This is a genomic window from Phaeobacter sp. PT47_59, from assembly GCF_028890025.1.
GTDB lineage: Bacteria > Pseudomonadota > Alphaproteobacteria > Rhodobacterales > Rhodobacteraceae > Phycobacter.
Map to the genome: position 1 here is coordinate 105,321 of NZ_JARCJL010000010.1, position 25,547 is coordinate 130,867.

Genomic DNA, 25,547 nt, shown 5'->3' on the forward strand with positions numbered 1-25,547 from the left:
CGGTTGACTTTCCATAGCTGCCTGAGACACCCTGTCGATTGCTGCAGGTGCAGCAATGCGCTATGCCTGCCCAGGAATAAGGGAGGGACGTCGGCCATCGCGGGGTTTTGATTTCATCAGCGCCCTTTTGGATGTGACTGTCCCGGAGACATTTGTTGGCAGAGGACCATATCAATGACCAATGTTGTAATCGCATCCGCAGCGCGGACCGCCGTCGGTAGCTTTGGCGGCTCGTTCGCCAATACCCCGGCTCATGATCTTGGCGCCGCCGTGCTGGAGGCCGTTGTCGCCCGCGCCGGTATCGACAAGAGCGAAGTGTCCGAGACCATTCTCGGCCAGGTGCTGACCGCGGCGCAGGGCCAGAACCCCGCCCGTCAGGCGCATATCAACGCGGGCCTGCCCATCGAAAGCGCCGCCTGGGGCATCAACCAGGTCTGCGGTTCGGGCCTGCGCGCCGTGGCCCTGGGGGCTCAGCACATCCAGCTGGGCGATGCCGCCATCGTCTGCGCGGGTGGTCAGGAAAACATGACCCTCAGCCCCCATGCCGCCCACCTGCGTGCCGGCCACAAGATGGGCGACATGAAATATATCGACACCATGATCCGCGACGGTCTGTGGGATGCCTTCAACGGCTACCACATGGGCCAGACCGCCGAGAATGTTGCCGAGAAGTGGCAGATCTCCCGGGATCAGCAGGACGAGTTCGCCGTCGCCTCCCAGAACAAGGCTGAAGCGGCCCAGAAGGCAGGCAAGTTCGCCGACGAGATCACCCCCTTCACCGTGAAGACCCGCAAGGGCGACATCGTGGTGGACAGTGACGAATACATCCGTCACGGCGCCACCATCGAAGCCATGCAGAAACTGCGCCCCGCCTTCACCAAGGACGGCTCGGTCACCGCGGCTAACGCATCCGGCCTCAATGACGGCGCCGCCGCCACCCTGCTGATGAGCGCCGATGAGGCCGAAAAGCGCGGCATCGAGCCGCTGGCCCGCATCGCATCTTACGCGACCGCAGGTCTGGATCCCTCGATCATGGGTGTCGGCCCGATCTACGCCTCGCGCAAGGCGCTGGACAAGGCAGGCTGGAGCGCATCGGATCTGGATCTGGTCGAGGCCAACGAAGCCTTTGCGGCACAGGCCTGCGCCGTGAACAAGGAAATGGGCTGGGATCCCGCCATCGTCAATGTCAACGGCGGCGCCATCGCCATCGGCCACCCCATCGGGGCCTCGGGCTGCCGGGTTCTGAACACGCTGCTGTTCGAAATGAAGCGGCGCGGCGCCAAGAAGGGTCTTGCCACCCTGTGCATCGGGGGCGGCATGGGCGTCGCCATGTGCGTGGAACGTCCGTAAATTGTTGCACAGTTTGACATAGAACAGGGCGCCGGTTTGGCGCCCTTTTTATTGGTTCAGCCAGCTCTTGCCGCATGTGCGACAATTTATGCGGCAGTGCGGCAAAAATTCATTGCGCAACATTGTTGCGTACATCTATACCAATCTGTAGCAAGATTACCGAGAGAATCTCGAACTGGAGGAAGACTTAATGGCACGTACTGCACTCGTCACCGGCGGCTCCCGCGGCATCGGCGCAGCAATTTCCAAAGCCCTGAAGGCCGAAGGCTACAACGTCGCAGCCACCTATGCCGGCAATGACGAAGCCGCGGCCAAATTCACCGAGGAAACCGGCATCCAGACCTACAAGTGGAATGTCGGCGACTACGAGGAAAGCAAGGCAGGCATCGAAAAGGTCGAGGCGGAGCTGGGCCCGATCGACGTTGTCGTCGCCAATGCAGGCATCACCCGCGATGCCCCCTTCCACAAGATGACGCCCGAACAGTGGCACCAGGTCATCGACACCAACCTGACCGGCGTGTTCAACACCATCCACCCGATCTGGCCCGGCATGCGCGAGCGCAAGTTTGGCCGCATCATCGTGATCTCCTCGATCAACGGTCAGAAGGGCCAGTTTGCCCAGGTGAACTATGCCGCCACCAAGGCCGGCGATCTGGGCATCGTGAAATCCCTGGCCCAGGAAGGCGCGCGCGCAGGCATCACCGCCAACGCGATCTGCCCGGGCTACATTGCCACCGAAATGGTGATGGCGGTGCCGGAGAAGGTCCGCGAATCGATCATCGGCCAGATCCCGACCGGCCGCCTGGGCGAGCCCGAGGAAATCGCCCGCTGCGTCAGCTTCCTGGCCTCCGACGATGCCGGTTTCATCAACGGCTCGACCATTTCGGCCAACGGCGGTCAGTTCTTCGTCTGATCGACGCCCGCCACAACCAAACAAGCAAGGGCCGGTCCATCAGGACCGGCCCTTTTCTAATCCCGTAAGGACATGCGCGCTATGCCCAGCGGGAAACTCCTGTGCGAACCAGACCGGGCTTGCGGCGGTGAAACAGCAGCGCCCAGAAGGATTTCAGAACCTGACCGCGCTCCGCATGGGCACGCTGCATGGCCAGTTTGATATCGGCATTGGCTGTGTATTCCATCTTGCAAACCTCCGTTTCGGATCAGCATCTTTAACCTGATACCTATATGGAACACGCAAACAAAACTGACAAACGAGACTTTTCACCACTTCAATTAAGTATTACTTATCTGACATGCCTGATCGCCTGCCACCTTTGACCGCCCTGCGTGCCTTTGATGCCGCTGCCCGCCACATGTCCTTTGCCAAGGCGGCAGAGGAACTGAACGTCACCCCCGCCGCCCTGTCCTTTCAGATCAAATCACTTGAAGAGCACCTCGGCGCGCCGCTGTTTCGCCGCCTGAACCGCGCGGTGGAACTGACCGAGGCCGGGCGCACCCTGGCGCCGGGCGCGTCGGAAGGCTTTGAAATCCTGGGCGACGCCTGGCGCGCCACCCGGCGGCTTCAGGACAACAGCACGCTGACGGTGACGGCCGGGCCTGGCTTTACCGCCAAATGGCTGGCGCCGCGGCTTTACGAATTCGCCCGCGCCCACCCCGAGATCGACTTGCGGTTCTCCGCGACACTCAGGGTGATGGATTTCCAGCGCGACGAGGTGGATGTGGCGATCCGCTTCGGTGTCGGCCCAGATGAAGGTCTCTGGTCCCTGCCCCTGCGCAAGGAGTGGATGACGCCGGTGATGACGCCGGAACTTGCCGAGAAATACACCACCCCCGAAAGCCTGACCGAGGCGCCGCTCTTGTTTGACGAGTCGCTCAGCTTTCTGGAGCCGCCCTGTGACTGGCCCGCCTGGTTTGCCAGCGTCGGCATCGATTTCGCCCCTAGCCACGGCGCGCATTTCTCCCAGGCCGATCACGCGGTGGATGCGGCCCTGACCGGCGCCGGTGTCGCTCTTGGGCGCCGCGCCATGGTGGTGACCGATCTGCACGCCGGGCGCCTGGTCGCCCCCTTCAAGACCGCCATCGAATCCCAGGGGCGGTTTCGCTTTGTCTGCGCCCATGGCACAGAGGGGCGCCCGCAGATCAAGGCCTTCCGCGACTGGTTCATGGGCGAGATCGAGAAAACCTCTTACGTCTCGGACAGTTTCGACATCATCCCGGTCGAAGAGATCCCCCGTCGCTGATCCCGTTCTGCGCGATGGCGCTCAAGAATACAAAAGGGCCGCCAGATATGGCAGCCCCAGCTTCAATTCCGTCTTCCGATCAGCGGCGTATCAATGCGCCAGTTCTGCCGTCGACAATCGCTCAATCTCTTCCTTGAGCTTCAGTTTCTGCTTTTTCATGGCGGCGACTTCCAGACCATCGGCGCTGGGTGCGCGTTGGGCCTGTTCGACTTCCATGCTGAGGTGCTCGTGCTTCTTCTTCAGTTCAGTCAGATGAGAGCTGAGGCTCATGCCGTTCCTCCTTATAAGCAAGATGCGCCCTGCACACGCAGGACAGTTCGAGTGGAGCATAAGAAATTGCTTCTGTCACGCCGCAGACGCATGGTTTTGTCATCAAATTGTCGCATAGGCCAAAGACCGCCAAAATCGGGCGCGGAAAACGGCAAAAAGGGCGCAATCGCCTCGTAAAACGCATAGGCAGCGCTTGAAAGGAGGGGGCGGCATATCCATATGCGCGATCTCTACGAACCGGGTCAGATGGCCTGTCTGGCCGGGCTTGCGCTGACATCACAGCGTTTGAATCACGGCCGCTCCTGCGGCCAGCGCAAAGGCGCCCCCTGTCGCAGCACAGCGGATATCTTCGCCGTATAACTGTCGCCATCCCTTTCGTGGCGGGCGCCTTCGTGCAGGATCACGGGCGCATGCAGGCGAAACGCCGCCCTCCCTCCCTTGCGGGCCCGCAGGATCACCAGTTCGGCGTCTTTCCCGTGCCGTGGCGCCAGTGGCAGCACCTCTAGCGCGCCAAGCCGCCCCGCGCAGGCCTGCAGCATATCCGGCAAACGGTCCGCGCGCTGGATCATATGCAGGTAGCCACGCGGAGCCAGCCGTTTGGCCGCGACTTCGATCCAGGCGGCAAGCGGGGTTTCCTCCCCGAGCGCAATGCGCCGCCCGGCATCCTGTGACGGGCTATGCCCCCCGGCGCGGTAATAGGGCGGGTTTGCGATGACATGGGAAAACTGGCGCTGCCGCAGGGGGGCGGGCAATGCGGCCAGATCTGCCTCGATCACCTCGACCACCTGCCCGTTCAGCGCCCCGTTGCGGCGGGCAAGATCCGCATAGGCCGCCTGCAGTTCGACCCCTGTCAGCGACAGCCCCGCCACCCGCGCACCGAGGCAAAGCAGCCCCTGCCCCGCACCGCAGCCCAGTTCAAGCACGCTATCCCCTTCTGAGGCGCAGACACTGGCAGCCAGAAGCACAGGATCAACGCCCGCGCGATAGCCTTTGACTGGCTGATAGAGCCGCACCCGCCCGCCCAGAAAATCGTTGCAGGTCAGATCGCTGTCGGCAAATCCGCTCATCGTCCCAACGGGATATCATTGTCCCGCATGACCCGCAGTGCCGGATCGTAATCGTCCGGATGCACCAGCAGCCGCCGCGGAATAGCCCCGATCCCACCGGTGAGGATGCTCATGTTTACGTCCACCTGAAAGCAGTCTATATCCTCTCCCTCAAGAAGGGCGGAGGCAAAGGCCAGGACGGTTGGATCTGTGCTGCGCAGAAGTTCCTTCATGGGGATGGATCTAAGAGCAAGGGTACACCCTTGTCGAGCGTGAAAGCCGGGAATGTGATGGACCAAGTCATGACGCAGAAGCCGCACGAGATGCTGGCAGCGACCCTCAGCGACGAAATGGATGCGGTCAATGGGCTGATCCGCACCCGCATGGCCTCCGAACATGCGCCACGCATTCCGGAAGTGACCGCGCATCTGGTCGAGGCCGGCGGCAAGCGCCTGCGCCCCATGCTGACCCTGGCCGCCGCGCGCCTGTGCGGTTATCAGGGCGACAATCACGTCAAACTGGCCGCCACGGTGGAATTCATCCACACCGCGACCCTCTTGCACGACGATGTGGTCGACGAAAGCGGCCAGCGTCGCGGCCGCCCCACGGCGAATCTTCTGTGGGACAACAAGAGCTCGGTCCTGGTGGGCGACTATCTCTTTGCCCGCAGCTTCCAGCTGATGGTCGAAACCGGATCGCTGCGCGTGCTGGATATCTTGGCCAACGCCTCGGCCACCATTGCCGAGGGCGAAGTGCTGCAGATGACGGCGGCCACCGACCTCAAGACCGACGAGGCCATCTATCTGCAGGTGGTACGCGGTAAGACAGCGGCGCTGTTCTCGGCAGCAACCGAGGTCGGCGGCGTCATCGCGGGGGTGGATGAGGCCCAGATCAAGGCGCTGTTCGACTATGGCGATGCGCTTGGAATTGCCTTCCAGATCGCCGACGATCTGCTGGATTACCAGGGCGACAGCAAGGCGACCGGCAAGAATGTGGGCGACGATTTCCGCGAGCGCAAGCTGACCCTGCCGGTGATCAAGGCGGTCGCACAGGCCAGCGAAGACGAACGTGCCTTCTGGACCCGCACCATTGAAAAGGGGCGTCAGGAAGACGGCGATCTGGATCACGCCCTGTCGCTGATGGCGAAATACGGCACGCTTGACGCCACCCGACGCGATGCGGTTGCCTGGGCCGACAAGGCCAAACAGGCGCTCACCACGCTGCCAGAGCACCCGATCCGGCAGATGCTGCACGATCTGGCCGATTACGTGGTCGCCCGCCTGCACTAAACTCCCTGCCTGCACAAAATCCACAGTGAAGCGCTGAAATGGCGGCCCTCGGGCCGCCTTCCTTTTCCCATGGATCGGGTCAAGGGAGGCGTCAGCCTCCGCGCATCGCGCGGCTTGCCCTTGAGGCGAGCCATGGGGGTTTACCCTCGAACGGGCACCTGAGGAGCAGACCTGTTCCTCAGGTGCCTCTCAGCACACTCCAAGACAGCGCGCCGCAGGCGCGCTGCCTGGCCCAAGGCTTTGTGCTGCATCTTCGATGCTGCGCCAAAGGCACGGGAGGGCCACCGCTTTCACTGCGACAACACCCGACCAGACATCACCCACCAGTCCGGATAGGCGGCGCGAATGGCCTCTGCTGCCCGCCCAGCCTGTCCACTCTCCGCATCATAGAGCGCAAAACAGGTGGCACCGGAGCCGGACATGGCTGAAAACAGGGCTTTGCTCGCCTGCAAGGCCTGCAGCACCGTCGCGATCACCGGCTGCGCCGAAATCGCAGGCGCCTGTAAATCGTTGCGCTGCATCGACAGCCAGCCCGCCAATTCCGCCGCATCCCTCCAGCGCGGCAAGACCTGCGGCATGGGGTCATTCTGTCGGCTGGTCAGCCCTCGAAACACCGACGGGGTGGCAACCGACACGCCCGGATTGACCAGAAGGATCTCGCAAGGCGGCAAAGCGGGCAGCCGGGTCAGTTCCTCGCCAATTCCCTGCATGCGCCAGGCCCCGGGCGCCATACAGACGGGGACGTCGGCGCCAAGGGACAAAAGCGCCTCCTGCCCTGGCAGTTCCACCCGCCAAAGCTGCGCCAGCGCCCGCAGGGCCGCTGCCGCATCGGACGAGCCACCGCCGATTCCGGCTGCGGCAGGCAGGTGCTTTTCCAGGGTGATCTCCGCGCCTTGGCCCGCAGGCCGTATCAGTTCGGCCGCGCGCAGCACCAGGTTCGCTCCATCCGTCGGCACGCCTGCGGCCCGCGGCCCGGTGACCTTCAACGACAGATCATCGGCAGGGCGAACGCGGATCACATCGCCCAGATCGCAGAACCCCACCAGGGAATCGAGCAGGTGGTAGCCATCGGCGCGCTGGCCGGTCACATGCAGGGTGAGGTTGATCTTGGCCGGGGCGAAAGCCTCAACCGCCATTGGCCACCTTCAAGGGCTCGGCGCCTTCTTCATGCAGCACCTGATCCAGCCCGACTTCCAGCTTGCGACGGATCCGGTCGGGATCGGCCTCACCATCGCCTTCGCCCGAGCGGATGAAGGACAGGGCGCGTTTCCACTGGAATTCCGCCTCCCGCTTGCGCCCCACCGCCCAGAAGACATCGCCCAGGTGATCGTTGACCACTGGATCCACCGGCATCAGCTCCACCGCGCGCTCCATATGGCCGACGGCCTCGTCGTAGCGGCCCAGACGGTAGAGGACCCAGCCCAGCGAATCGACGATATAGCCGGAGTCGGGCCGCGCCGCGACGGCGCGCTCGATCATGTCGAGGGCCTCATCCAGGTTCTTGCGCTTTTCCACCAGGGAATAGCCGAGATAGTTCAACACCTGCGGGCGATCCGGCTGCAGCGCGAGAGAGGCGCGGAAATCCGCTTCGGCCTTATCCCAGAGATCCAACCGTTCATGCGAGATGCCACGCGCATAATAGAGGAACCAGCGGCTGCTGGCCGCCTCGGGCGTCAGCGACAGGGCCTTGTCATAGGCGGCAACGGCGCCTGCATAATCCTCTTCCTGACGCAGCAGATCGCCGAGGCTGACATGAACCTGCGGCAGGTCCGGGTAGCTGTCGGTCAGCTGGGTCAGCACCTCTGCGGCGGCATCCGGCTTGGCCGAGCGGCGCAGCGCCTCAGCCCGCCCCATTTCCGCAGCATAGTAGTCGGGATGATCCCGCGGCACCTGTTTGTAGGTGGCAATCGACAGCGGGAAACGCCCCAGATCATCCAGCAGCTCCGCCGAAAGCAGTACCGCATCCACATGGGCCGGGTTCAGCGCCGCCGCCATGCGGGCATACATCAGCACATAGTCCCCGGGCTGCTGACCATTGAGCGCGGATCCCATGGTGAAAAACACCTCGGCAATCCCCTCCACCGGAGTGGCCGCCATGGTAAAGCCGAGGGGATCTCCGGCTTCCAACCGGGCGCGGATATCGGCCAGGGCGGGATCGAAGGCGGTGCCGAAGGCATCGTTCAAGACCTCCAGCGCCCTTGCGTTCTCTCCCAGTTGCGACAGGATCTGCAACCGCGCCAGAACCGATTGCCGCGACAGCCGGGTCAGTTGGCCATCATTGGCCGCGAACATCTCCTCGGCGCCCTTGTAATCCCCGACAGAGGCCAGGGCGAGCGCCTGATGATAGTGCACATAGGGGCGCAGGTTCTGATCCTCGGCCAAGGCGTCAAAGCTCTGCATCGCCGCCGAGACCGCGCCCTCTCCCATATGCGCCCAGGCGTTCAGCAGCCCATCCACCAGCGGGTGGATATCGCGGATCGCCAGATCCCGCGCCAGGATATCGACAAAGGCGCCCCGCTGGGCGAAATCCCCGACCATGACCATATTGGCGGCCTGGCTGCGCAGCTCCATCTGCCAGAGCCGCTGCGCCACCGGAATGGCTTGTTTCATATGCCCCTGCACCAGCTGGGCAAAGACAACATTCTCCATCAGCACCGGGTTCTGCGGATCGCGCACCAGGGCGCGGGTATAATACTCCGCCTGGGCCGAAAAATCGCTGTCATAAGTGGCAGCGCGCCCGGCAAGATAGGCGCCGGCCAGACCGTCCGCCTTGAGCGGTGCCGCAAGGGCCAATGGGGAGGTCAGCGTCACCGCAAGCGCGACCAGCGCTGTGGAGGACAGGGAACGAAGAGTGTGAACCGGCACCGGGATCTCCCCAAGAGTATTTGGTAGCAAAAGGCGTGTTGTTGAGAACAAAGCTAGTCCGCAGGGTCCCGACACGCAATGGGGCGCCCGTCAGGGCGCCCCAATTTTACGTTATTTCCAAGCAGAATGGAGCCTATTCCCGCATCCATGACCGGGTTGTCCCCATCCCGGCTTACATGTTCGGGTAATTCGGCCCGTCACCGCCCTGCGGCGTGGTCCAGGTGATGTTCTGGCTCGGGTCCTTGATATCGCAGGTCTTGCAATGCACGCAGTTCTGGAAGTTCACCACGAACTCGGGCTTGCCGTCCTTTTCCACCACCTCGTAGACGCCGGCCGGGCAATAGCGCTGCGCCGGTTCGTCGAACTTGGGCAGGTTGACCGAGATCGGCGTATCCGCATTGCCAAGACGCAGGTGGCAGGGCTGGCTTTCCTCGTGGTTGGTCATCGCAAAGGACACGTTGGTCAGACGATCAAACGACAGGGTGCCATCGGGTTTCGGGTAATCGATCGGCTTGTGCTTGCTGGCCTCTTCGGTCGCCTCGGCGTCATTCTTGCCATGGCTCAGGGTGCCGAACAGGGACAGGCCCAGAATGTTGTTGGTCCACATGTCCAAGCCACCGAGCATCAGCGAGGCGGTGAGGCCCCACTTCGACCACATCGGCTTGACGTTGCGCACCATCTTCAGGTCCTTGCCGATGGCGCCATTGCGCACCTCGGCCTCATAGGCGGTCAGTTCCTGATCGGTGGTCTCGGCCTTGATCATCTCATAGGCGGCTTCGGCGGCTGCCTTGCCCGAGAGCATGGCATTGTGGTTGCCCTTGATGCGCGGCACGTTGACCATGCCTGCGGAACACCCCAGCAGAGCGCCGCCGGGGAAGGTCAGTTTCGGCAGCGACTGGTAGCCGCCCTCGGTGATGGCACGGGCGCCATAGGCGACGCGCTTGCCGCCCTTCAAGAGCTCGGCCACCATCGGGTGATGCTTGAAGCGCTGGAACTCCATGTAGGGGTAGAGATGCGGATTCTTGTAGTTCAGGTGAACCACGAAACCGACGTAAACTTGGTTGTTGTCCAGGTGATAGATGAAGGAACCACCGCCCGCATTGGAGTTCAGCGGCCAGCCCATGGTGTGGGTGACGGTGCCTTGCTTGTGCTTGGCCGGGTCGATCTCCCAGATCTCTTTCATGCCGACGCCGTATTTCTGCGGATCCTTGCCGTCAGACAGGCCGTATTTGGCGATCACCTCTTTCGACAGCGACCCGCGCACACCTTCCGACAGGAAGACATACTTGCCGTGCAGCTCCATGCCCGGCTCGGTGTTGGGGCCATAGGAACCATCGGCTTCCAGCCCAAAGACACCGGCGACCACGCCTTTGACTTCACCCTTGTCGCCGTAGACCAGCTCGGAACAGGCCATGCCCGGGAAGATTTCGACGCCCAGCTCTTCGGCCTGTTCGGCCATCCAGCGGCAGACATTGCCCATGGAGACGATGTAATTGCCGTGGTTGTTCATCAGGGGCGGCATCGGGAAGTTGGGGATACGGACCTCGCCCGCCTCGCCCAGCATGTAGAAGTTGTCTTCCTCGACGGGCACGTTCAACGGTGCGCCCTTGTCCTTCCAGTCCGGGATCAGCGCATCCAGGCCACAGGGATCAAGCACGGCGCCGGACAGGATATGGGCGCCCACTTCGGAACCCTTTTCCAGCACCACGACATCCAGGTCGCTGTCCAGCTGTTTCAGACGGATCGCCGCCGACAGGCCAGCAGGGCCGGCCCCGACGATCACAACGTCGTATTCCATCGCTTCGCGTTCAATCTCGGCCATAGATGTATGCTCCTTGGCTATCGTTTTTGTCTGTCCCTGATGGACAGAGGGTCCTGGGCGCAATTTTCTTTCGCGGTTGCTTAGCGGCTGCAGAAAGGCAAGGTCAATGGATACTCTGCGTTACGTCCGCCAAGAACGGGATTTTCAGTGCAAATTGTGCCCGTTTCCAGGGTTCACCCCTCATTTTCCACCTCTGGCCCCGTCTCAGGCCCCGCTTCCGGCCCCGCTTCCGGCCTGTCTCCCATCAGGTAGCGCGGCCCAGAGCCCTTTTCTGCCGCCTGGTCCTGTGGATTATAGAGCGCGCACCGGGGCAGGGACAGGCAACCACAGCCGATACAGCCGTCCAAATTGTCGCGCAGCTTCATCAGCGTTTCGATTCTGCGGTCCAGATGATCACGAAATTCGGTGGAAATCGCTGCCCAGTCTTCCTGCGTGGGTGTGCGCCCTCCCGGCAGGCTTTTGAGAAAGCCGCGGATGTCGGGAAGGGAGAACCCGAACTGCTGCGCGATCATCACGAAGCTGAGCCGTCTCAGGTCGGAGCGATGAAACCGCCGCTGCCCGCCTGCGTTGCGCCAGGGTTCCACCAACCCCTGCGCCTCGTAGTAACGGATGGCGGAAACGGCGAGCCCGGTGCGCTCTGCCAGGTAGCCAATCGAAACACCCGCCGATTTTGCCATTTGGGATCCCTCCTGCCGGTTGCAAAAAATAGCTTGATCTAAAGTTAGGTTTAGAAATTACACCGGGATCACTGGATAGCAAAGGAGATTCGACATGACCGCCATTCTGGAACACGCCAACGTCTGCGTCGCCGACCCCCACGCCACTGCCGCCTGGATGGAAAAGGTCTTTGGCTGGCACATCCGCTGGGAGGGACCCGCGATCCATGGCGGCTATGCGGTCCACGTCGGATCCAAGGACAGCTACATGGCGCTCTATTCCCCGCCCGAAGATCTGAAAGAGCCGCTGCCCCGCTACGGCAACAAGGGCGCGCTCAACCACCTGGCCCTGACCGTCGATGATCTGGACCGTGCCGAGGAAGCCGTGAAGGAGGCGGGCTTCACCCCGATCAACCACGCCGATTACGAACCCGGTCGGCGCTTCTATTTCCTGGACAATGAAGGAGTGGAATATGAGCTTGTTCAATATGATTGAGTTGATGGACCTGGACGCGCGGCGCGCACCCACAGCCCGCGTAAAAGGGCACGAGGAAGCCCGTTTCTGGCGGATCGAAACCCATGTCCCGGTGCCGGACACGCTGCCGCACCGTCGCCTGCCGAAGCGCTGAATCAGGCGTCAAGTCTCGGTGCAGGCAGCAAAACATCGCCCGCTGCCCCTGGTCCCTCTTGCATTTGGTCCCGCGATTGGGTCAGGTAATTGCCAGCACGAGCCGATGCCCCGTCGCACCAGCGGCGGGGCTGCGACGTTCAAAAGACAAGAACCATAAACAACGAACGACCAGACGAAAGCGGACCAGACCATGGAAAAGATCCCGATGACGCCCAGGGGCTTTCAGGCCCTCGAAGCGGAATTGAAAAACCTGAAATCCGTCGAACGCCCGGCCATCATCCAGGCCATCGCCGAAGCCCGTGAACTGGGCGACCTGTCGGAGAATGCCGAATACCATTCGGCGCGCGAGAAACAGTCCTTCATCGAGGGTCGCATCAAGGAGTTGGAAGGGATCATCAGCCTTGCCGATGTGATCGACCCCGCGAAACTGTCGGGAGCGGTGAAATTCGGCGCCAAGGTCACCGTGGTGGACGAGGACACCGACGAAGAGAAGACCTGGCAGATCGTGGGCGAACATGAGGCCAATATCGAGGCAGGCCTCCTGAATATCAAATCCCCCATTGCCCGGGCCTTGATCGGCAAGGACGAAGGCGACAGTGTGGAGGTGCGCACTCCCGGTGGAGAGCGTGCCTATGAGATTTTGAGTATCGTCTATTCCTGACAAGGGAGCCCCTGCCCGCCATGACCGCACAGGATCCCAGCAAGAAACCCGTCACCGGCCAGTCTTTTGGCACGATGGAGCAATCGGCGCCCCCGGCCCTTGGCGGCGCCGAGACGATCGCCATCCTGCTGGCGGTGCTGTGGCTTCTGGCTGCACTGGCGGCCTACCTGCTGATCCCGCAAGATGGCGCGGGCATCGGCGCCTGGACCAACTGGGTGCTGGGCGCGCTGGCCGTGGTCCTGCCGGTGGCTCTTTTGTGGGTGGGCGCCATGCTGCTGCGCTCGGTGCGGATCATCCGCGCCGAGACCCAGCGCCTGCACTCGGCCATTGACGGGCTGCGCCACAGCTACCTGACCCACGCGCAACAGGCCTCGGCCGTGGCAGAGCCTTCGGTGGCCAAGAAGCTTGAGGAAATCGCCGAGGCGACGCGCAAGACCGAAAGCGCGCTGGCCACCTTCCAGAGCAGCCGCCGAAGCGCGCCGCGCCCGGCGATCCCCGCCGAAGCCGCTCAGATGGCCGCCGCCGATCAGGGCACGCTGGCGCTTGGCACGCCCTCGGACGAGATGAGCCCGCCGCTGGCCTTGGACCAATTCATCCGCGCGCTCAATTTCCCGGAAACCGCCGAGGACGAAGAAGGGTTCTCCGCCCTGCGCGCCGCGCTCAGGGATCGCAAGGCGGCCCAGGTCATTCAGGCCGCGCAGGACGTGCTGACCCTGCTCAGCCAGGACGGCATCTACATGGATGACCTGCGCCCCGACATGGCCCGCCCCGAGATCTGGCGCCAGTTCGCGCAGGGCGCCCGTGGCCGGGCAGTGGCGGCCCTTGGCGGCATCCGGGACCGGACCTCGCTGGCGCTGACAGCGGCCCGGATGAAGCAGGACCCGATTTTCCGCGATGCGGCGCATCACTTCCTGCGCCGCTTTGACCAGATGTTCACCGAGTTCGAGACCGAGGCCAGCGATAGCGAGATCTCGGCCCTTGGCGACACCCGCACCGCCCGCGCCTTCATGCTGGTGGGCCGTGTCGCGGGCACCTTCGACTGAACCTTTTCACCGCAATCGCCGACATAGGCGTCTTGCCGACAATCGGCAGGCTCCCGCCCGGATCGCAGCAATCAGGTGATTGCCGCTCTCCCGTTGGGCCCGGCGCCGCGCGATGCGCGGCGCGGCTGCAACCGTCCCACGCCCTGCACCGCAGGGCGCCCGGCCCAACCGTGAAGGTCATTGCCTGCAATGACGCTGAACGGGCGGGAGCGCCCCGCCAAACGGACACCGCTCTCTAGAGGGCAAAACTGCCATAGGGGAGGAAGCGCACCGGATCATCGGGCCGGATATGGGCCGCCCCATCGCCGATCTCCACCAGCCCCTCGGCCCAACTGAGACCGCTGATCCGTCCGGAACCTTCGGATTTGAACACCTCCGCGCGGCCATCGCGAATCCGGGCACGCAGGTACTCCCGCCGCCCCGGTTTCTTGCGCTTCTCAAAACCCGCAGGCACCTCGAAACCTTGCGGTTCCTGCCATCCGGCGCCCGCCAGCAGCCCCATGGCGGGGCGCGCAAAGATCAGCGTGCAGACCAGCGCCGCGACCGGATTGCCCGGCAGGCCGAAGACCGGCACCCCCTGCCACAGACCCAGCGCCAGCGGGCGGCCGGGCTTCAGGGCAATACGCCACTCCTGCATGGCGCCCGCCTCGCGCAGCAGCGCCGACACATGATCCTCATCCCCCGCCGAGGCCCCGCCACTGGTAAGGATCAGATCGACCCGATCCGAGGCCGCATCCAGGCGGACCCGCAGAGCGGCGCGATCATCGCCGACACGCCCCAGATCGACCGGCACCACTCCCATCTGCCCTAGCAGCGCCAAGAGCATGGGGCGGTTGGCATCATAGATCTGGCCCAGACCGGCGGCCTCCCCCGCCTCGCGCAGCTCATCCCCGGTGGAAAGAACGCCGACACGCAACGCCTTGCGCAGAGGCAGCTCCGCAAGGCCCGTCGCGGCCGCCAGAGCCAGATCGGCCGGTGTCACCACCCGACCCGCAGGCAGGATCACATCGCCCGCCGCCACATCCTCGCCAGCGCGGCGCGTGTTGGCGCCCCGCTTCAAGGGACCATGAAAGGCGACCTGCCGCCCGTCACTTGTGACATCCTCTTCCAGGATCACCGTATCGACCCCTTCGGGCAGGGCGGCGCCGGTTAGGATACGGATCGCCTGGCCTGCAGGAACCGCCCCCGCATAGGGCACGCCCGCGGCGGCCCGGCCATCCACGAGGTCCATCACCTGGGCGCCCTCGGGCACGGGGCCGGCAAATCCGTAGCCATCGACGGCCGTATTGGGTTGCGGCGGGTTCGAACGCCGCGCCACCACATCCTGCGCCAGTACCCGGCCCACCGCCTGATCCAGCGACAGGATCTCTTCGCCGGTGACCGGCTGCAACCGCTCGCGCAGCAGGGACAGCGCCTCGTCCACAGGGGTCCACTGCACCCCGGCCGGCAGGGCGAAGCAATCATCCCGCAAGGGGGGCGGTTTCAAGGTCATATCGGCTCCACTCCCAGGATCCAGCCCTCTTCGGGCGCTGTGACATCAAGCATCCGGTTCAGTTCTGCCACAGGGCGGCGGGCGAGTTCCAGTGCCACCTGCTGCACCTGCCAGGCATCCTTGATCCAATGATCCGGCGCCTTTGAAACCGTCAGGGATGGCCAGATCTCGACCAGGGCCACGGGGCTGTCCAAAGGCTCGAAAGGCCAGGCAGCGACATGGCCCGCAAAGCGGCGGCGCAGACGGGCCAGGACAGGCAGCCCCATCATCACCTGGCCACCCACGGATCCGGCCCCGGACATCTGCCAGCAGGTGGAGGTTCCCCGTGTCACCTGTTCCACCCGGCGCCGCTCGGCAAAGGGGTTTCGGTAGCTGCGCTTGGTGCGCGGCAGCCCGTCTATGTCGCGCTTGAGCCCATTGCCCCAGAACGGCCCCTGCCCGCCAAAGCGGCGATTGATCTCACCTGCGATATCAAAGCGGTTGTTGGCCCCCGGCGCATCCTCGATCCGCGCCTCGAACCAGTCCCACAGGGCCAGCGGATCCGTCTGCCCGGTCAGGGCCTTGGCAAAGCCCGCCGGATAGGCAAAGGGGAAATCAAAGCCCAGGCAGAGCCGCTCGTTGAGATGCAGTGCAGTTTCGATACGATCGCACAGCCAGTCCTCGACCAGCTGGCGGTTGCGAAAATACCGAGGGTCGTCAGCGCCCCCGGAATTGGCCGCACAGGCCCAGATGGCATCCTTGCCCGGGGCGGCTCCGGTATCGTTGCCGCCGGACCAATCCACCATCGCGAAGGTATCAAACCCCGTCACAAGCCCAGTTCACCGGCGATGAAATCGGCAATCGCGCCTGTGTCATCCAGGTCGAAGACAGGCCGGTCCAGATCAAGGGAGATATCAGCGGCCACAGCCCGGATCGTAGGATCACCGGGAGCGATCAGCGGGTTGCCCGCACTGGTGCGATAGGCTTCGATCTTGGGGTGCGGCTCGCGCTTGAAGCCTTCGACCAGCACCAGATCGACGGGGCGCATCCGGGACAAGAGCTCGGTGAACGAAGGTTCCGGCGCGCCGCGCAGCTCCTGCATGATCGCAACCCGGTTGGGCGAGGCCAAGAGCACCTCCGAGGCACCCGCTTCGCGGTGGCGGTGACTGTCGGTGCCGGGCCGGTCCACCTCGGTGCTGTGATGGGCATGTTTCAGGGTGGAAACCGTCAGGCCGCGGGCACAGAATTCGGCCACCAGGCGCTCCATCAGGCCTGTTTTTCCGGCGTTCTTCCAGCCGGTCACTCCGTAAATCTTCATGTCAGAAATCTTTCCGCACGCGCCAGATCCTCGGGCGTGTTCACGTTGAAAAAGGGATCAAAAGGGTCGGCGTCAAACAGCGCCTCGCGCCCGCCGTGGGCATCGGTCCACAAGACAACCTTGCGCAGACCATCCGTCAGCGCCGCGCGCAGATCATCGCGCAGGGCCACCGGCCAAAGGCCAAATGTGGGGTGGCGATTGACGCGGCTGCGCCCGCCGGATTTCAGCTCCTCCCCGGTGCGCGGCGTGGTCGCCAGCACCAGCGGATACGCCTGCCCCGCCGAGGCTGCAACCAGCCGCTCCACCAGATCGGTCGGGAAGAAGGGCGTATCGGCGGCAGCGGTCACGATGGCCTCGGCGCCTTGTTCGGCGGCCCAGTCGAGCCCCGCCAACACGCCCGCCAGTGGCCCGGCAAAGCCTTCGATGCTGTCGGCCACCACCGGCAGACCGAGATCGGCAAAGCGGTCCGGATCGCCATTGGCGTTGAGCGCGACGCCCGCCACCTGCGGCGACAGCCGGTCGATCACGCGGGACAGAAGGCTATGCCCGCCGATGTGCAAGAGCCCCTTGTCACCACCGCCCATACGGGTGGCCAGACCGCCTGCAAGGATTACGCCAAGAGGTTTGGTCATGCCGGTATCCTCTTCCATTTTGCTCGGCCGACAGGCCGGGCAGCGCCCGTCCGCCCCCCATGGGCGGGCGCTTCGCTTCCGCCCGCGGACGGTCCCTGCCCTCTCGTTGCCCTCATCCCGCGCTCTTCCTGCGATGTTTCCTGTCTTCCTGCGGCATGGATGCCGGGTCCACGTCGCGCTCCAGACGGTCCTCGCCCGACAGGCAGATGAACCGCTGCCCGCGCATCCGGCCAATGAGGGTGAGACCAACCTCGCGGGCGATCTCTACCCCCCAGGCGGTAAAGCCCGAGCGGGAGACCAGCACCGGAATGCCCATCATCGCCGTCTTGATCACCATCTCCGAGGTCAGCCGCCCGGTGGTGTAGAGGATCTTGTCCGACGGATCGCTGCCCGTCGACAGCATCCAGCCCGCGATCTTGTCCACCGCGTTGTGGCGGCCCACGTCCTCCATATAAACCAACGGGCGATCCTGGTGGCACAGCACCGTGCCGTGGATCGCGCCCGCCTCAAGGTACAGGGACGGCGTGCGGTTGATCTTATGGGCCAGCGCATAAAGCCAGGAGCTGCGCACGGGCGTGGCGGGCAGGCGCACCTCCTCGAGCCCCTCCATCATGTCGCCAAAGACAGTGCCCACCGCGCAGCCCGAGGTGCGAGTCTTCTTCTGCAGCTTTTCCTCGTAGGAGGTTTCCACCTCGGTGCGCACCACCACGGTTTCCAGCTCTTCATCGAAATCGACGCGGGTGATCACATCGTCGTCGCGCAGCATGCCCTGATTGCGCAGAAATCCCAGCGCCAGGTATTCCGGGTAGTCCCCGATGGTCATTGCGGTGACGATTTCCTGCCGGTTCAGGTAGATGGTGAGCGGGCGTTCCTCGACCACGGAAATCTCGCTGGTGGCGCCGGTGTGGTCAACGCCGGTCACGGCACGGGTCAGCCGCGCGTTCTGCGGCGCAGGCGCGATGATATAGTCTTCGTGTTCTTTGGCTTTTGCCAATTGCAAACCTCCCCGATCCCCCATAGGCCTGTGCGGCAGCCCATTGGTGCGGCGCACTTCAGGACGGCCACAAGTTAGGACGGGCACATGGCGACCACCACAGTGAAATCAGCCTTTTGGAGAGGTCTGCGCGATGGCGCGCCTTTTGTCCTGGTGTCGGGACCTTTTGGGCTATTGTTCGGGGTGCTGGCAGCCGAAGCGGGACTGATTGTCCCTGAGGCACTGACCTTCTCGCTGGCGGTCTTCGCCGGATCGGCCCAATTTACCGCCCTGCAGCTGATGCAGGAGAATGCACCGATTCTCATCGTGCTGATCTCGGCGCTGGCGGTGAACCTGCGGGTGGCGATGTATTCGGCCTCGCTCACGCCCTATCTGGGGTCGGCGCCGCTCTGGCAGCGCGCCATTGCCGCCTATTTCACGGTGGATCAATCCTATGCCCTGTCGATCGTGAAATTCGAGAGCGAACCGGAGATGTCGGTGCCTGAGCGGATGGCCTATTTCTTTGGCACCAACGGGCTGGTGGCGCCGGGCTGGATGGTGGCCACGATCATCGGCGCCCTGATCGGCGCGCAGGTGCCTGAAAGCTGGGGTTTGGATTTCGTGCTGCCGCTGGCCTTTCTGGCGATGATCGGGCCGATGCTGCGCACGCCTGCCCATCTGGCAGCCTGTTTCGTTGCCGTGGTGACCGCCCTGCCCGCCGCCGCCCTGCCCTATAACCTGGGCCTGATCGTTGCCGGCCTTGCGGGCATGATGGCTGGCGCTCAGGCCGAGCTGTGGCTGGAACGGCGCCTGAAAGAGGACCGCGCATGAACACCCTGGACCCGACAACGCTGTGGACCGTCATCATCGGGCTGGCCGTGGGCAGCTACCTGCTGCGCTTTGCCTTTATCGGGCTGGTCGGCGGTCGCGCCATGCCGGACTGGCTGATGCGGCACCTGCGCTATACCGCCGTGGCCATCATCCCGGCGCTGGTGACCCCGCTGGTGGCCTGGCCCGCGCCGACGGGCGGCACGCCCAGCCTGCCCCATGTGGCGGTGGCGGCGATCACATTGGCAGTGGGGTATTTCACCAAACACGTGCTCCTGGCGATGGGCACCGGAGCGGCATCTTTCGTTCTGCTGCTTTATTTCAGCGGCTGATCTAACCGCCGTTCAGGATCGCATTGTTGCGCGCAAGGCCCACCTGCAGGTCGGCGCTGTCGTTCTCATAGTAGCGGTTGGTTTCCACGCCGGGCAACCGGGCGATCTGATCGGCCAGTTTCACCGGGTAGAAGGTGACCTGAATATCCTCGAAGCCGGGGATCTTCTTCAGGACCGAGGCGGTCGCATTGGCGCAATAGGCACCGGGCACCCGACCATTGCTGACCACCAGATTGTAGGCCAGCTGCGCCTGCTCTGCCGTCACCGGGATCTCCTGCACCATCACGTGGTGGGTGCTGCGCGCGTGAGACCCGCGATAGGCCCGCTCCACCGCCGGGGTGATCCCGTAAAGCACATCGTTCCGCTCAGGCACGACATCGGCATAGAAGGATCCGGCGGGATCAAAAATCACCCGCTCGGAGGCATTGACCATCAAGGATGTATGCCCGCCTGCCCCGGTGCGATTGTTCACCATCGTATAAAGGGTCAACGAAGGCGGAGCAGGATGGCTATAGGCGACCCGCTGAAGGGTCGCATCGTCGGCATTGGGCTGGGGCTGCTCGGAGCAGCCCGCCAACATCATGCTACTTCCCGCGACTGACGCGAGACACGCCAGACGCAGCACCGATTTACGCATGAAACTGCCCTGGATCAGGTCGCAAAAACGGCCAGGAAGACCGCAAAGATTGCGAGAAAGATGCAGAAGCGGACCGTGAAGGTGATGAAGCCGGAGTAGGTCTGCTCCTGAACGGTGGTATCCATGGAACCGTGTTTGTGCTCAGCCATGTGTCGATGTCCTATTCGCGTATGTTTTGCCCGTGGATACTGGATTTCATTCGCCCTGTCACGACGTCAATCGGGCGCATCCCTGCGAAAATCATCGCCCCTGCGGCGCATTTGCCATGCAATCGCCTTGGCACGAGCCTGACAAAAGGCGGGCACAAGACCGAGATCCGGTGCCGTGGCAGGCTGGGTTCAGCCTTGCGAATCGCGCCCGTCTTCCGGATCGCGGTGCTCTTCCAGATCGCGGGCCAGCCGGAACCCGATGCGGGTGGCCGGGGTTTCGGGGCGTGCCTTGGGCAGGGCGCGCAGCATCACGTTCAGCTGCGTCACATGCTGCACCAGCTGGGTGCGGGTGCCCGCGCTGTCCGAACCGTAGAAGGTCACGATATCGGGGTCGAAATAGCCCATACCTTCGATCCGCATGACACCGGCCTCGCCGCCGGCAAAGCCCATGGCGACTTCCTGTTCGCTATCGAGCTGCTCCTCGAAGTTCTTGATATAGAGGATGATCCGCTCATAGGCCCAACGCGCCGGGCTTTTCGCCTCGGCCGGTTGCTGCATCGCCTTGGGCAGCTTCGGGCTGCTCTGTCCTGGCCTCGGGTCGCAATGGACCTCATGCACCTGCGGCAGGACCGCCGCCTCGGCCATCTCGGCGCTGGTCTCGATGCTGCTGTGGATCTTGCGTTCCATCAATGCCCGCCTTTTCTGGGCCTAGCCCTTACGCTGATAAAGCCAGGCGCCATCCTCGCGCTGGTCACGGCTCACCTGGCCCGTGTGGTAGAGATGGTTGACATGGGCCACCGCCTCGACCAGCGCAAGCCCGTATTCGCCCGCGCCGATTTTCCGCTTGAACAGCGGCGCAAAACATTCGGCGGCGGTGCGCGGCGTGTCGAGGTGATCCATCAAGCGCTCCAGCGCGCCATGGTGGTTGTCAATGAGCTGGCGCATGCGCAGCGGCAGGCGCGAGAACGGCAGCTTGTGCCCTCCCAGCGCCAGATGGTCGTGACGCGCCAGCGGCGCCAGCCGTTCGCAGGCCTCCAGCCATTCCCCCAAAGGATCGGCCATCGGTTCGGTGGCATAGACACCGATATTGGGGCTGATCGAGGACAGGATCTGATCGCCGGTGATCACCAGATTGTCGTCGCGGCTCCAGAAGGTGGCATGTTCGGGCGAGTGGCCATTGCCCATATGCACGTCCCAATCGCGCCCGCCCATGCGGAAGACATCGTCCTGCTTGATCCGGGTAAAGCCCAGTGGCATCGGATAGACCGTATCGGCAAAGTTGAAGGGCCGCTCGGCGACGCGCTGGTCGTAGATCTCCTGATCCATGCCTGCGCTGCGGTAATAGGCGAGGGTTTCCTCGGGCCAGGTTTCCTGCACGTCCAGGGTCAGCATGCGGGCGAACAGCCAGGCGGTGCGGGTGGTGACCAGCTCCGCGCCGTATTGCGACTGGAACCAGCCCGCCAGACCGATGTGATCAGGATGATGGTGGGTCGCCACCACGCGCGAAATCGGCTTGCCCTTCAAGGGACCCGCCATCAGGCTTTCCCAGATCCCGCGGCTTTTCTTCATGTTGAAACCGGTATCGACCACCGTCCAGCTGTCGCCCTCGTCGAAGGCGTAGACATTGACGTGATCCAGCTTCATCGGCAGCGGCTGGCGCATCCACAGGACACCCTCGGCCACTTCGATCGCCTCACCCAATGCGGGCGGCTCTTCCCAGGGGGTGCGCGGGCCGACTTCGGGAACCGAGGCCATCAGTTTGCCAACTCTTCAAGCGTGAGCGCCATGACACCTTCGATGCCTTCCTGTGCGTGTTGCAGCAGACCTGCATGCTCGGGCAGCATCCGCTTGACGTAGAAGCGCGCCAGTTTTTCGCGCGCGCCGCCCTGATCGGCCATCGCCGCCATCAGGTGGAAATGACCGCCCAGAACGCGGGCAAAGGCGCGCAGGTAGGGCACCGCCCCGGCAAAGCGGTTCTGCAGATCCTCCTGCGCCACCAGCCAGTCGGTCGCCTCGCGCAGGCTTTCGCAGGCCTGCCAGACGGCTTCGGCCATATTGGGATAGACCTGGCGGGCGCGTTCGGCCTGCTCTTCGATCTCGTCCATCAGGCGGTTGGCCATCTCGCCGCCATCCATCATCTTGCGCGCCACCAGATCCATGGCTTGGATGCCATTGGTGCCCTCGTAGATCGAGGTCACCCGCACATCGCGGCAGAACTGCGCCGCGCCGGTTTCCTCGATGAAGCCCATGCCGCCATGCACCTGCACCCCGGTTTCGGCAACCCGGATCCCGGTATCGGTGCCAAAGGCCTTGGCGATCGGCGTCAGGAAAGCGGCGCGGGCGGCGCACTCCGGCTCCTGTGTCGCCGCGGCCATGTCGATGGCCTGGGCGCAGGACAGCAGGATCGCGCGGGAGGCAAAGACATCCGCCTTCATCTCCATCAGCATCCGGCGCACATCGGCATGATCGGCGATGGTCCCCGAGGGCGTCTTGCCCTGCTTGCGCTCTGTCGCATAGGCCAGTGCCTGCTGATAGGCAGCTTCGGCCACGCCGACACCCTGCCCGCCGACACCAAGGCGCGCGTTGTTCATCATGGTGAACATGGCCGCCATGCCGCCATGTTCCTTGCCCACCAGCCAGCCGGTGGCACCGTCATACTGCATCACGCAGGTGGGGCTGCCGTGGATGCCCAATTTATGTTCGAGGCTGACCACCTTGAGACTGTTGGCCTTGCCGGGCACGCCATTCTCATCCGGCAGATACTTGGGCACCAGGAACAGTGAAATCCCCTTGGTGCCCGGCGCGCCGTCGGGCAGCCGTGCCAGCACCAGGTGGCAGATGTTCCCGGCGAAATCATTGTCGCCCCAGGTGATGAAGATCTTCTGGCCGCTGACCGCATAGGTGCCATCGCCATTGGGTTCCGCCTTGGAACTGAGCGCCCCCACATCCGATCCGGCCTGCGGCTCGGTCAGATTCATGGTGCCGGTCCATTCGCCCGAGATCAGTTTCGGCAGGTAAAGCTCCTTCAGCGCATCCGAAGCGTGGTGATCCAGCGCCTCGATCTGGCCCTGGCTCATCAAGGGCGCCAGCTGCAGCGAGAGGCAGGCCCCCGACATCATTTCATTGACCGCCGAGGTCAAGGTCATCGGCAGCCCCATGCCGCCATGTTCCTGCGGCGCGCTCATGCCGATCCAGCCGCCCTCGGCGATGGCGTTCCAGCCCTCGGCAAAGCCGGGCGAGGTGCGCAGGACACCGTTCTCCAGATAGGCCGGGTTGAGATCGCCCGGCCGTTGCAGCGGCGCCATCACCTCGTCGCACATCTTGCCCGCCTCGTTCAGGATGGCAGAGACCATGTCGTCCGAGGCCTCGCTAAACCGCTCGGTCGCGGCGACCCGGTCGAAACCGATGATATGGTTGAGCAGGAATTCATACTCGCTAACGGGGGAACGGAAGGTCATTGGCGTCCTCTTGGGGTCCTCTTGGGTGCTCTCATCTGCGCAACAGTCTTAACCCAGACTTGGCAACACATACGAGGCCCCTTATATCTCGCGGCCTGTTGGATTACCTATCCACTCGCCCTTTTCAATCAACCAAAACGCCGCGTCACCCGCCATGTGCAGCCAAATCACGGAAATCCTCGGCCCCTCGGATCAGGATCTGATCCATGCCGCCGAGCTGTTGAAGGCGGGGCAATTGGTGTCCTTCCCGACCGAGACCGTCTATGGCCTGGGCGCCGACGCGCGCAATGGCACGGCTGTGGCAGCGGTCTATGCGGCCAAGGGGCGCCCCAGCTTCAATCCTCTGATTGCCCATGTGCACTCGGTCGCGGCGGCGCAAGAGCTGGTACAGTGGAGCGATATGGCCGAACGGCTGGCAGCGGCCTTCTGGCCCGGCCCGCTGACCCTGGTGCTGCCCCTGCGCGCGGGCCATGGCGTTTCCAGCCTCGTGACGGCGGGGCTTGAGACCCTGGCGGTACGGGTGCCCGCCCATCCCACCGCCCTGCGCCTGCTTGCCCATGTGGGCGGACCGGTGGCGGCGCCCTCTGCCAACCCCTCCGGTCGCATCAGCCCGACAACGGCAGCCCATGTGCTGGCCGGTCTGAAGGGCAAGATCGCTGCCGTGGTGGATGATGGACCCTGCGGTGTTGGGGTGGAATCGACCATCCTCGGCCTGGCCGGACCGGAACCTGTCCTGCTGCGGCCCGGCGGTCTGGCGGCAGAGGAGATCGAAGCGGTCATCGGCCAGCCCCTTGCGCAGCGCAATGCGGCCGACCCCTTGACCGCGCCGGGGCAGCTCCTGTCGCATTATGCGCCAAAGGCCCGCGTCCGGCTTGAGGCGCAGACGGCCCTGGAGGGAGAAGTCCTGCTGGGCTTTGGTCCCATGGCCTGCGATCTCAACCTCTCGGAAACCGGAGACCTGTCCGAGGCGGCGGCCAATCTCTTTGATCACCTGCACCGGCTGGACGCCCTGAGCCAGCCGATTGCCGTCGCCCCTGTCCCCGATCGCGGGCTGGGTGTTGCGATCAACGACCGCCTGCGCCGGGCCGCGGCCCCACGGGACTGACGGCACTCCATTCCAGATCGGACTGCTCCCGCCCCTTGCGGGACATATGAGATATGCCCCTCAGGGTTGGGCCCGGCGCCGCGCGGGCGCGCGGCGCGGTTCCGCCACAGGCGAGGGCAGCCCTTAGAACCCGTCACGAAGAATGCATTCACATATTCGTCAGTCTCTATGCATAAAGCCAGAACCGGACTACCCTAGCTTCACTATACGGAGGAACATCATGAAACATCTACTGGCGGCTGCGGTCCTAGCAGCCGGACTTGGCACGGGCTGGACAGGCGAGGCCCTGGCCGAGGGAAAGATCCATCACGTCGCGGTTCACGTGAACCAGAACGACCCCAAGGTCATGAACATGGCGCTGAACAACGTGCAGAACCTGACGAACTACTACACGTCCCAAGGCGATACTGCCGTGGTCGAAGTGGTTGCCTATGGCCCCGGCCTCAACATGCTGATCCCAGGCAAAAGCCCCGTCGCGGATCGCATTTCCGCCATGAGCCTGGAAATCGATCAGCTCTCCTTCTCGGCCTGCGGCAACACCCACCGCAAGATGAGCGAGAAGGCCGGCAAGGAGGTTGCCCTCATGGATGAGGCTTCGATCGTACCCTCCGGTGTTGTCCGCCTGGTGGAATTGCAGGAGCAGGGCTTCTCCTACATCCGCCCCTGACAGGTGCCTTCAGGTGACCTTTGGCTCCGCCGCCGCAAAGCTGTGCAGCCGTGTGCAAAGGCCGGTGATCCGGTAGCGATCAGGCAGCGGGCCGCCCAGAAACGCAACCGCGCCGCGCATCAGCGCGGCGCCAGGCCCAAGGC

At 63.8% G+C, this 25,547-nt stretch carries 30 protein-coding genes; 12 read left to right on the forward strand and 18 right to left on the reverse strand.

All coding sequences use genetic code 11. The features are described 5' to 3' along the window. The first annotated feature begins 174 nt into the window (after positions 1-174). A complete protein-coding gene (locus PXK01_RS11505; protein WP_274849116.1) occupies positions 175-1,350 on the forward strand; it encodes an acetyl-CoA C-acetyltransferase in 1,176 nt (391 codons plus the stop codon). Between the two features lie 190 nt (positions 1,351-1,540). Further along, on the forward strand, positions 1,541-2,263 hold the full coding sequence (gene phbB / locus PXK01_RS11510; RefSeq protein WP_274849115.1) for an acetoacetyl-CoA reductase: 723 nt from the start codon (positions 1,541-1,543) through the stop codon (positions 2,261-2,263). 79 nt (positions 2,264-2,342) lie between these two features. Here the strand turns inward: phbB and PXK01_RS11515 are convergent, their stop codons facing one another. Next, positions 2,343-2,489, reverse strand: a complete 147-nt coding sequence (locus PXK01_RS11515; protein WP_274849114.1) for a hypothetical protein — start codon at positions 2,487-2,489, stop codon at positions 2,343-2,345. Between the two features lie 114 nt (positions 2,490-2,603). On the opposite strand from PXK01_RS11515, the gene PXK01_RS11520 reads away from it, so the two are divergent. After that, positions 2,604-3,551: a transcriptional regulator GcvA gene (locus PXK01_RS11520; RefSeq protein ID WP_274860130.1), complete on the forward strand. Its 948-nt coding sequence runs from the start codon at positions 2,604-2,606 to the stop codon at positions 3,549-3,551. Between the two features lie 90 nt (positions 3,552-3,641). Here PXK01_RS11520 and PXK01_RS11525 read toward each other — a convergent pair whose 3' ends face one another. The 3 genes from PXK01_RS11525 to PXK01_RS11535 form a co-directional block, all read right to left on the reverse strand. Further along, the gene (locus PXK01_RS11525) at positions 3,642-3,821 is read right to left on the reverse strand and encodes a YdcH family protein (RefSeq protein WP_274849112.1); all 180 of its coding nucleotides are present in this window, start codon (positions 3,819-3,821) and stop codon (positions 3,642-3,644) included. Positions 3,822-4,111: 290 nt separating this feature from the next. Next, complete coding sequence (locus tag PXK01_RS11530; RefSeq protein WP_274860131.1) at positions 4,112-4,888, reverse strand: tRNA1(Val) (adenine(37)-N6)-methyltransferase; 777 nt, start codon at positions 4,886-4,888, stop codon at positions 4,112-4,114. After that, the gene (locus tag PXK01_RS11535; protein WP_274849110.1) at positions 4,885-5,100 is read right to left on the reverse strand and encodes a putative signal transducing protein; all 216 of its coding nucleotides are present in this window, start codon (positions 5,098-5,100) and stop codon (positions 4,885-4,887) included. The genes PXK01_RS11530 and PXK01_RS11535 overlap by 4 nt, the downstream gene beginning before the upstream one ends. Before the next feature lie 57 nt (positions 5,101-5,157). Between PXK01_RS11535 and PXK01_RS11540 the strand changes: the two genes are divergently transcribed. Further along, positions 5,158-6,156, forward strand: a complete 999-nt coding sequence (locus PXK01_RS11540; protein WP_274860191.1) for a polyprenyl synthetase family protein — start codon at positions 5,158-5,160, stop codon at positions 6,154-6,156. 290 nt (positions 6,157-6,446) lie between these two features. On the opposite strand, the gene PXK01_RS11545 is transcribed toward PXK01_RS11540, so the two are convergent. From PXK01_RS11545 to soxR, 4 genes are all read right to left on the reverse strand, one after another. Further along, on the reverse strand, positions 6,447-7,292 hold the full coding sequence (locus PXK01_RS11545) for a 4-(cytidine 5'-diphospho)-2-C-methyl-D-erythritol kinase (protein WP_274860132.1): 846 nt from the start codon (positions 7,290-7,292) through the stop codon (positions 6,447-6,449). Then, complete coding sequence (locus tag PXK01_RS11550; protein ID WP_274849108.1) at positions 7,282-9,021, reverse strand: tetratricopeptide repeat protein; 1,740 nt, start codon at positions 9,019-9,021, stop codon at positions 7,282-7,284. The genes PXK01_RS11545 and PXK01_RS11550 overlap by 11 nt, the downstream gene beginning before the upstream one ends. 172 nt (positions 9,022-9,193) lie before the next feature. Continuing rightward, positions 9,194-10,843, reverse strand: a complete 1,650-nt coding sequence (locus PXK01_RS11555) for an electron transfer flavoprotein-ubiquinone oxidoreductase (protein ID WP_274860133.1) — start codon at positions 10,841-10,843, stop codon at positions 9,194-9,196. Between the two features lie 173 nt (positions 10,844-11,016). Then, positions 11,017-11,520 carry a redox-sensitive transcriptional activator SoxR gene (soxR, locus tag PXK01_RS11560; RefSeq protein WP_274860134.1) on the reverse strand — a complete coding sequence of 168 codons (504 nt, stop codon included), beginning with the start codon at positions 11,518-11,520 and terminating at the stop codon, positions 11,017-11,019. Positions 11,521-11,614: 94 nt separating this feature from the next. Between soxR and PXK01_RS11565 the strand changes: the two genes are divergently transcribed. The 4 genes from PXK01_RS11565 (at position 11,615) to PXK01_RS11580 (ending at position 13,834) form a co-directional block, all read left to right on the forward strand. After that, positions 11,615-11,995 (forward strand): VOC family protein, encoded by a 381-nt coding sequence (locus PXK01_RS11565; protein ID WP_274860135.1) that lies wholly within the window; start codon positions 11,615-11,617, stop codon positions 11,993-11,995. Next, complete coding sequence (locus PXK01_RS11570; protein WP_274860136.1) at positions 11,973-12,128, forward strand: hypothetical protein; 156 nt, start codon at positions 11,973-11,975, stop codon at positions 12,126-12,128. The genes PXK01_RS11565 and PXK01_RS11570 overlap by 23 nt, the downstream gene beginning before the upstream one ends. A 192-nt stretch (positions 12,129-12,320) precedes the next feature. Continuing rightward, the gene (gene greA, locus PXK01_RS11575; protein WP_274849103.1) at positions 12,321-12,791 is read left to right on the forward strand and encodes a transcription elongation factor GreA; all 471 of its coding nucleotides are present in this window, start codon (positions 12,321-12,323) and stop codon (positions 12,789-12,791) included. 20 nt (positions 12,792-12,811) lie between these two features. Beyond that, positions 12,812-13,834, forward strand: coding sequence for a hypothetical protein (locus PXK01_RS11580; RefSeq protein WP_446728446.1), 1,023 nt, complete (start codon positions 12,812-12,814; stop codon positions 13,832-13,834). A gap of 235 nt (positions 13,835-14,069) precedes the next feature. On the opposite strand, the gene PXK01_RS11585 is transcribed toward PXK01_RS11580, so the two are convergent. The 5 genes from PXK01_RS11585 to PXK01_RS11605 form a co-directional block, all read right to left on the reverse strand. After that, complete coding sequence (locus tag PXK01_RS11585) at positions 14,070-15,326, reverse strand: molybdopterin-binding protein (protein ID WP_274860137.1); 1,257 nt, start codon at positions 15,324-15,326, stop codon at positions 14,070-14,072. After that, positions 15,323-16,135 (reverse strand): molybdopterin guanine dinucleotide synthesis, encoded by an 813-nt coding sequence (locus PXK01_RS11590; protein WP_274860138.1) that lies wholly within the window; start codon positions 16,133-16,135, stop codon positions 15,323-15,325. The genes PXK01_RS11585 and PXK01_RS11590 overlap by 4 nt, the downstream gene beginning before the upstream one ends. Further along, on the reverse strand, positions 16,132-16,623 hold the full coding sequence (gene mobB, locus PXK01_RS11595) for a molybdopterin-guanine dinucleotide biosynthesis protein B (RefSeq protein WP_274849099.1): 492 nt from the start codon (positions 16,621-16,623) through the stop codon (positions 16,132-16,134). The genes PXK01_RS11590 and mobB overlap by 4 nt, the downstream gene beginning before the upstream one ends. Next, positions 16,620-17,255 carry a molybdenum cofactor guanylyltransferase MobA gene (gene mobA / locus PXK01_RS11600; RefSeq protein WP_274860139.1) on the reverse strand — a complete coding sequence of 212 codons (636 nt, stop codon included), beginning with the start codon at positions 17,253-17,255 and terminating at the stop codon, positions 16,620-16,622. The genes mobB and mobA overlap by 4 nt, the downstream gene beginning before the upstream one ends. Before the next feature lie 112 nt (positions 17,256-17,367). Then, positions 17,368-18,273 carry a formate dehydrogenase accessory sulfurtransferase FdhD gene (locus tag PXK01_RS11605; protein WP_274860140.1) on the reverse strand — a complete coding sequence of 302 codons (906 nt, stop codon included), beginning with the start codon at positions 18,271-18,273 and terminating at the stop codon, positions 17,368-17,370. A gap of 63 nt (positions 18,274-18,336) precedes the next feature. Between PXK01_RS11605 and PXK01_RS11610 the strand changes: the two genes are divergently transcribed. Then, on the forward strand, positions 18,337-19,059 hold the full coding sequence (locus PXK01_RS11610; RefSeq protein ID WP_274860141.1) for an AzlC family ABC transporter permease: 723 nt from the start codon (positions 18,337-18,339) through the stop codon (positions 19,057-19,059). Next, positions 19,056-19,388: an AzlD domain-containing protein gene (locus tag PXK01_RS11615; protein ID WP_274860142.1), complete on the forward strand. Its 333-nt coding sequence runs from the start codon at positions 19,056-19,058 to the stop codon at positions 19,386-19,388. The genes PXK01_RS11610 and PXK01_RS11615 overlap by 4 nt, the downstream gene beginning before the upstream one ends. 1 nt (position 19,389) lies before the next feature. On the opposite strand, the gene PXK01_RS11620 is transcribed toward PXK01_RS11615, so the two are convergent. The 5 genes from PXK01_RS11620 to PXK01_RS11640 all read right to left on the reverse strand — a co-directional run bounded on the left by PXK01_RS11620 (position 19,390) and on the right by PXK01_RS11640 (position 23,632). Beyond that, positions 19,390-19,971, reverse strand: a complete 582-nt coding sequence (locus PXK01_RS11620) for a hypothetical protein (RefSeq protein WP_342456189.1) — start codon at positions 19,969-19,971, stop codon at positions 19,390-19,392. Positions 19,972-20,039: 68 nt separating this feature from the next. Further along, a complete protein-coding gene (locus tag PXK01_RS11625; RefSeq protein WP_274849093.1) occupies positions 20,040-20,174 on the reverse strand; it encodes an aa3-type cytochrome c oxidase subunit IV in 135 nt (44 codons plus the stop codon). A gap of 189 nt (positions 20,175-20,363) precedes the next feature. Further along, positions 20,364-20,849: a DUF6173 family protein gene (locus PXK01_RS11630; protein ID WP_274860193.1), complete on the reverse strand. Its 486-nt coding sequence runs from the start codon at positions 20,847-20,849 to the stop codon at positions 20,364-20,366. Positions 20,850-20,882: 33 nt separating this feature from the next. After that, on the reverse strand, positions 20,883-21,929 hold the full coding sequence (locus PXK01_RS11635) for an MBL fold metallo-hydrolase (RefSeq protein WP_274849092.1): 1,047 nt from the start codon (positions 21,927-21,929) through the stop codon (positions 20,883-20,885). Continuing rightward, positions 21,929-23,632: an acyl-CoA dehydrogenase gene (locus PXK01_RS11640; RefSeq protein ID WP_274860144.1), complete on the reverse strand. Its 1,704-nt coding sequence runs from the start codon at positions 23,630-23,632 to the stop codon at positions 21,929-21,931. Before PXK01_RS11640 ends, PXK01_RS11635 begins: the two co-directional genes overlap by 1 nt. Before the next feature lie 154 nt (positions 23,633-23,786). On the opposite strand from PXK01_RS11640, the gene PXK01_RS11645 reads away from it, so the two are divergent. Together PXK01_RS11645 and PXK01_RS11650 are read left to right on the forward strand one after the other, a co-directional pair. Continuing rightward, the gene (locus tag PXK01_RS11645) at positions 23,787-24,737 is read left to right on the forward strand and encodes an L-threonylcarbamoyladenylate synthase (RefSeq protein WP_274860145.1); all 951 of its coding nucleotides are present in this window, start codon (positions 23,787-23,789) and stop codon (positions 24,735-24,737) included. A 220-nt stretch (positions 24,738-24,957) separates the two neighbouring features. Then, on the forward strand, positions 24,958-25,404 hold the full coding sequence (locus PXK01_RS11650; protein WP_274860147.1) for a DsrE family protein: 447 nt from the start codon (positions 24,958-24,960) through the stop codon (positions 25,402-25,404). Positions 25,405-25,547: the final 143 nt, after the last annotated feature.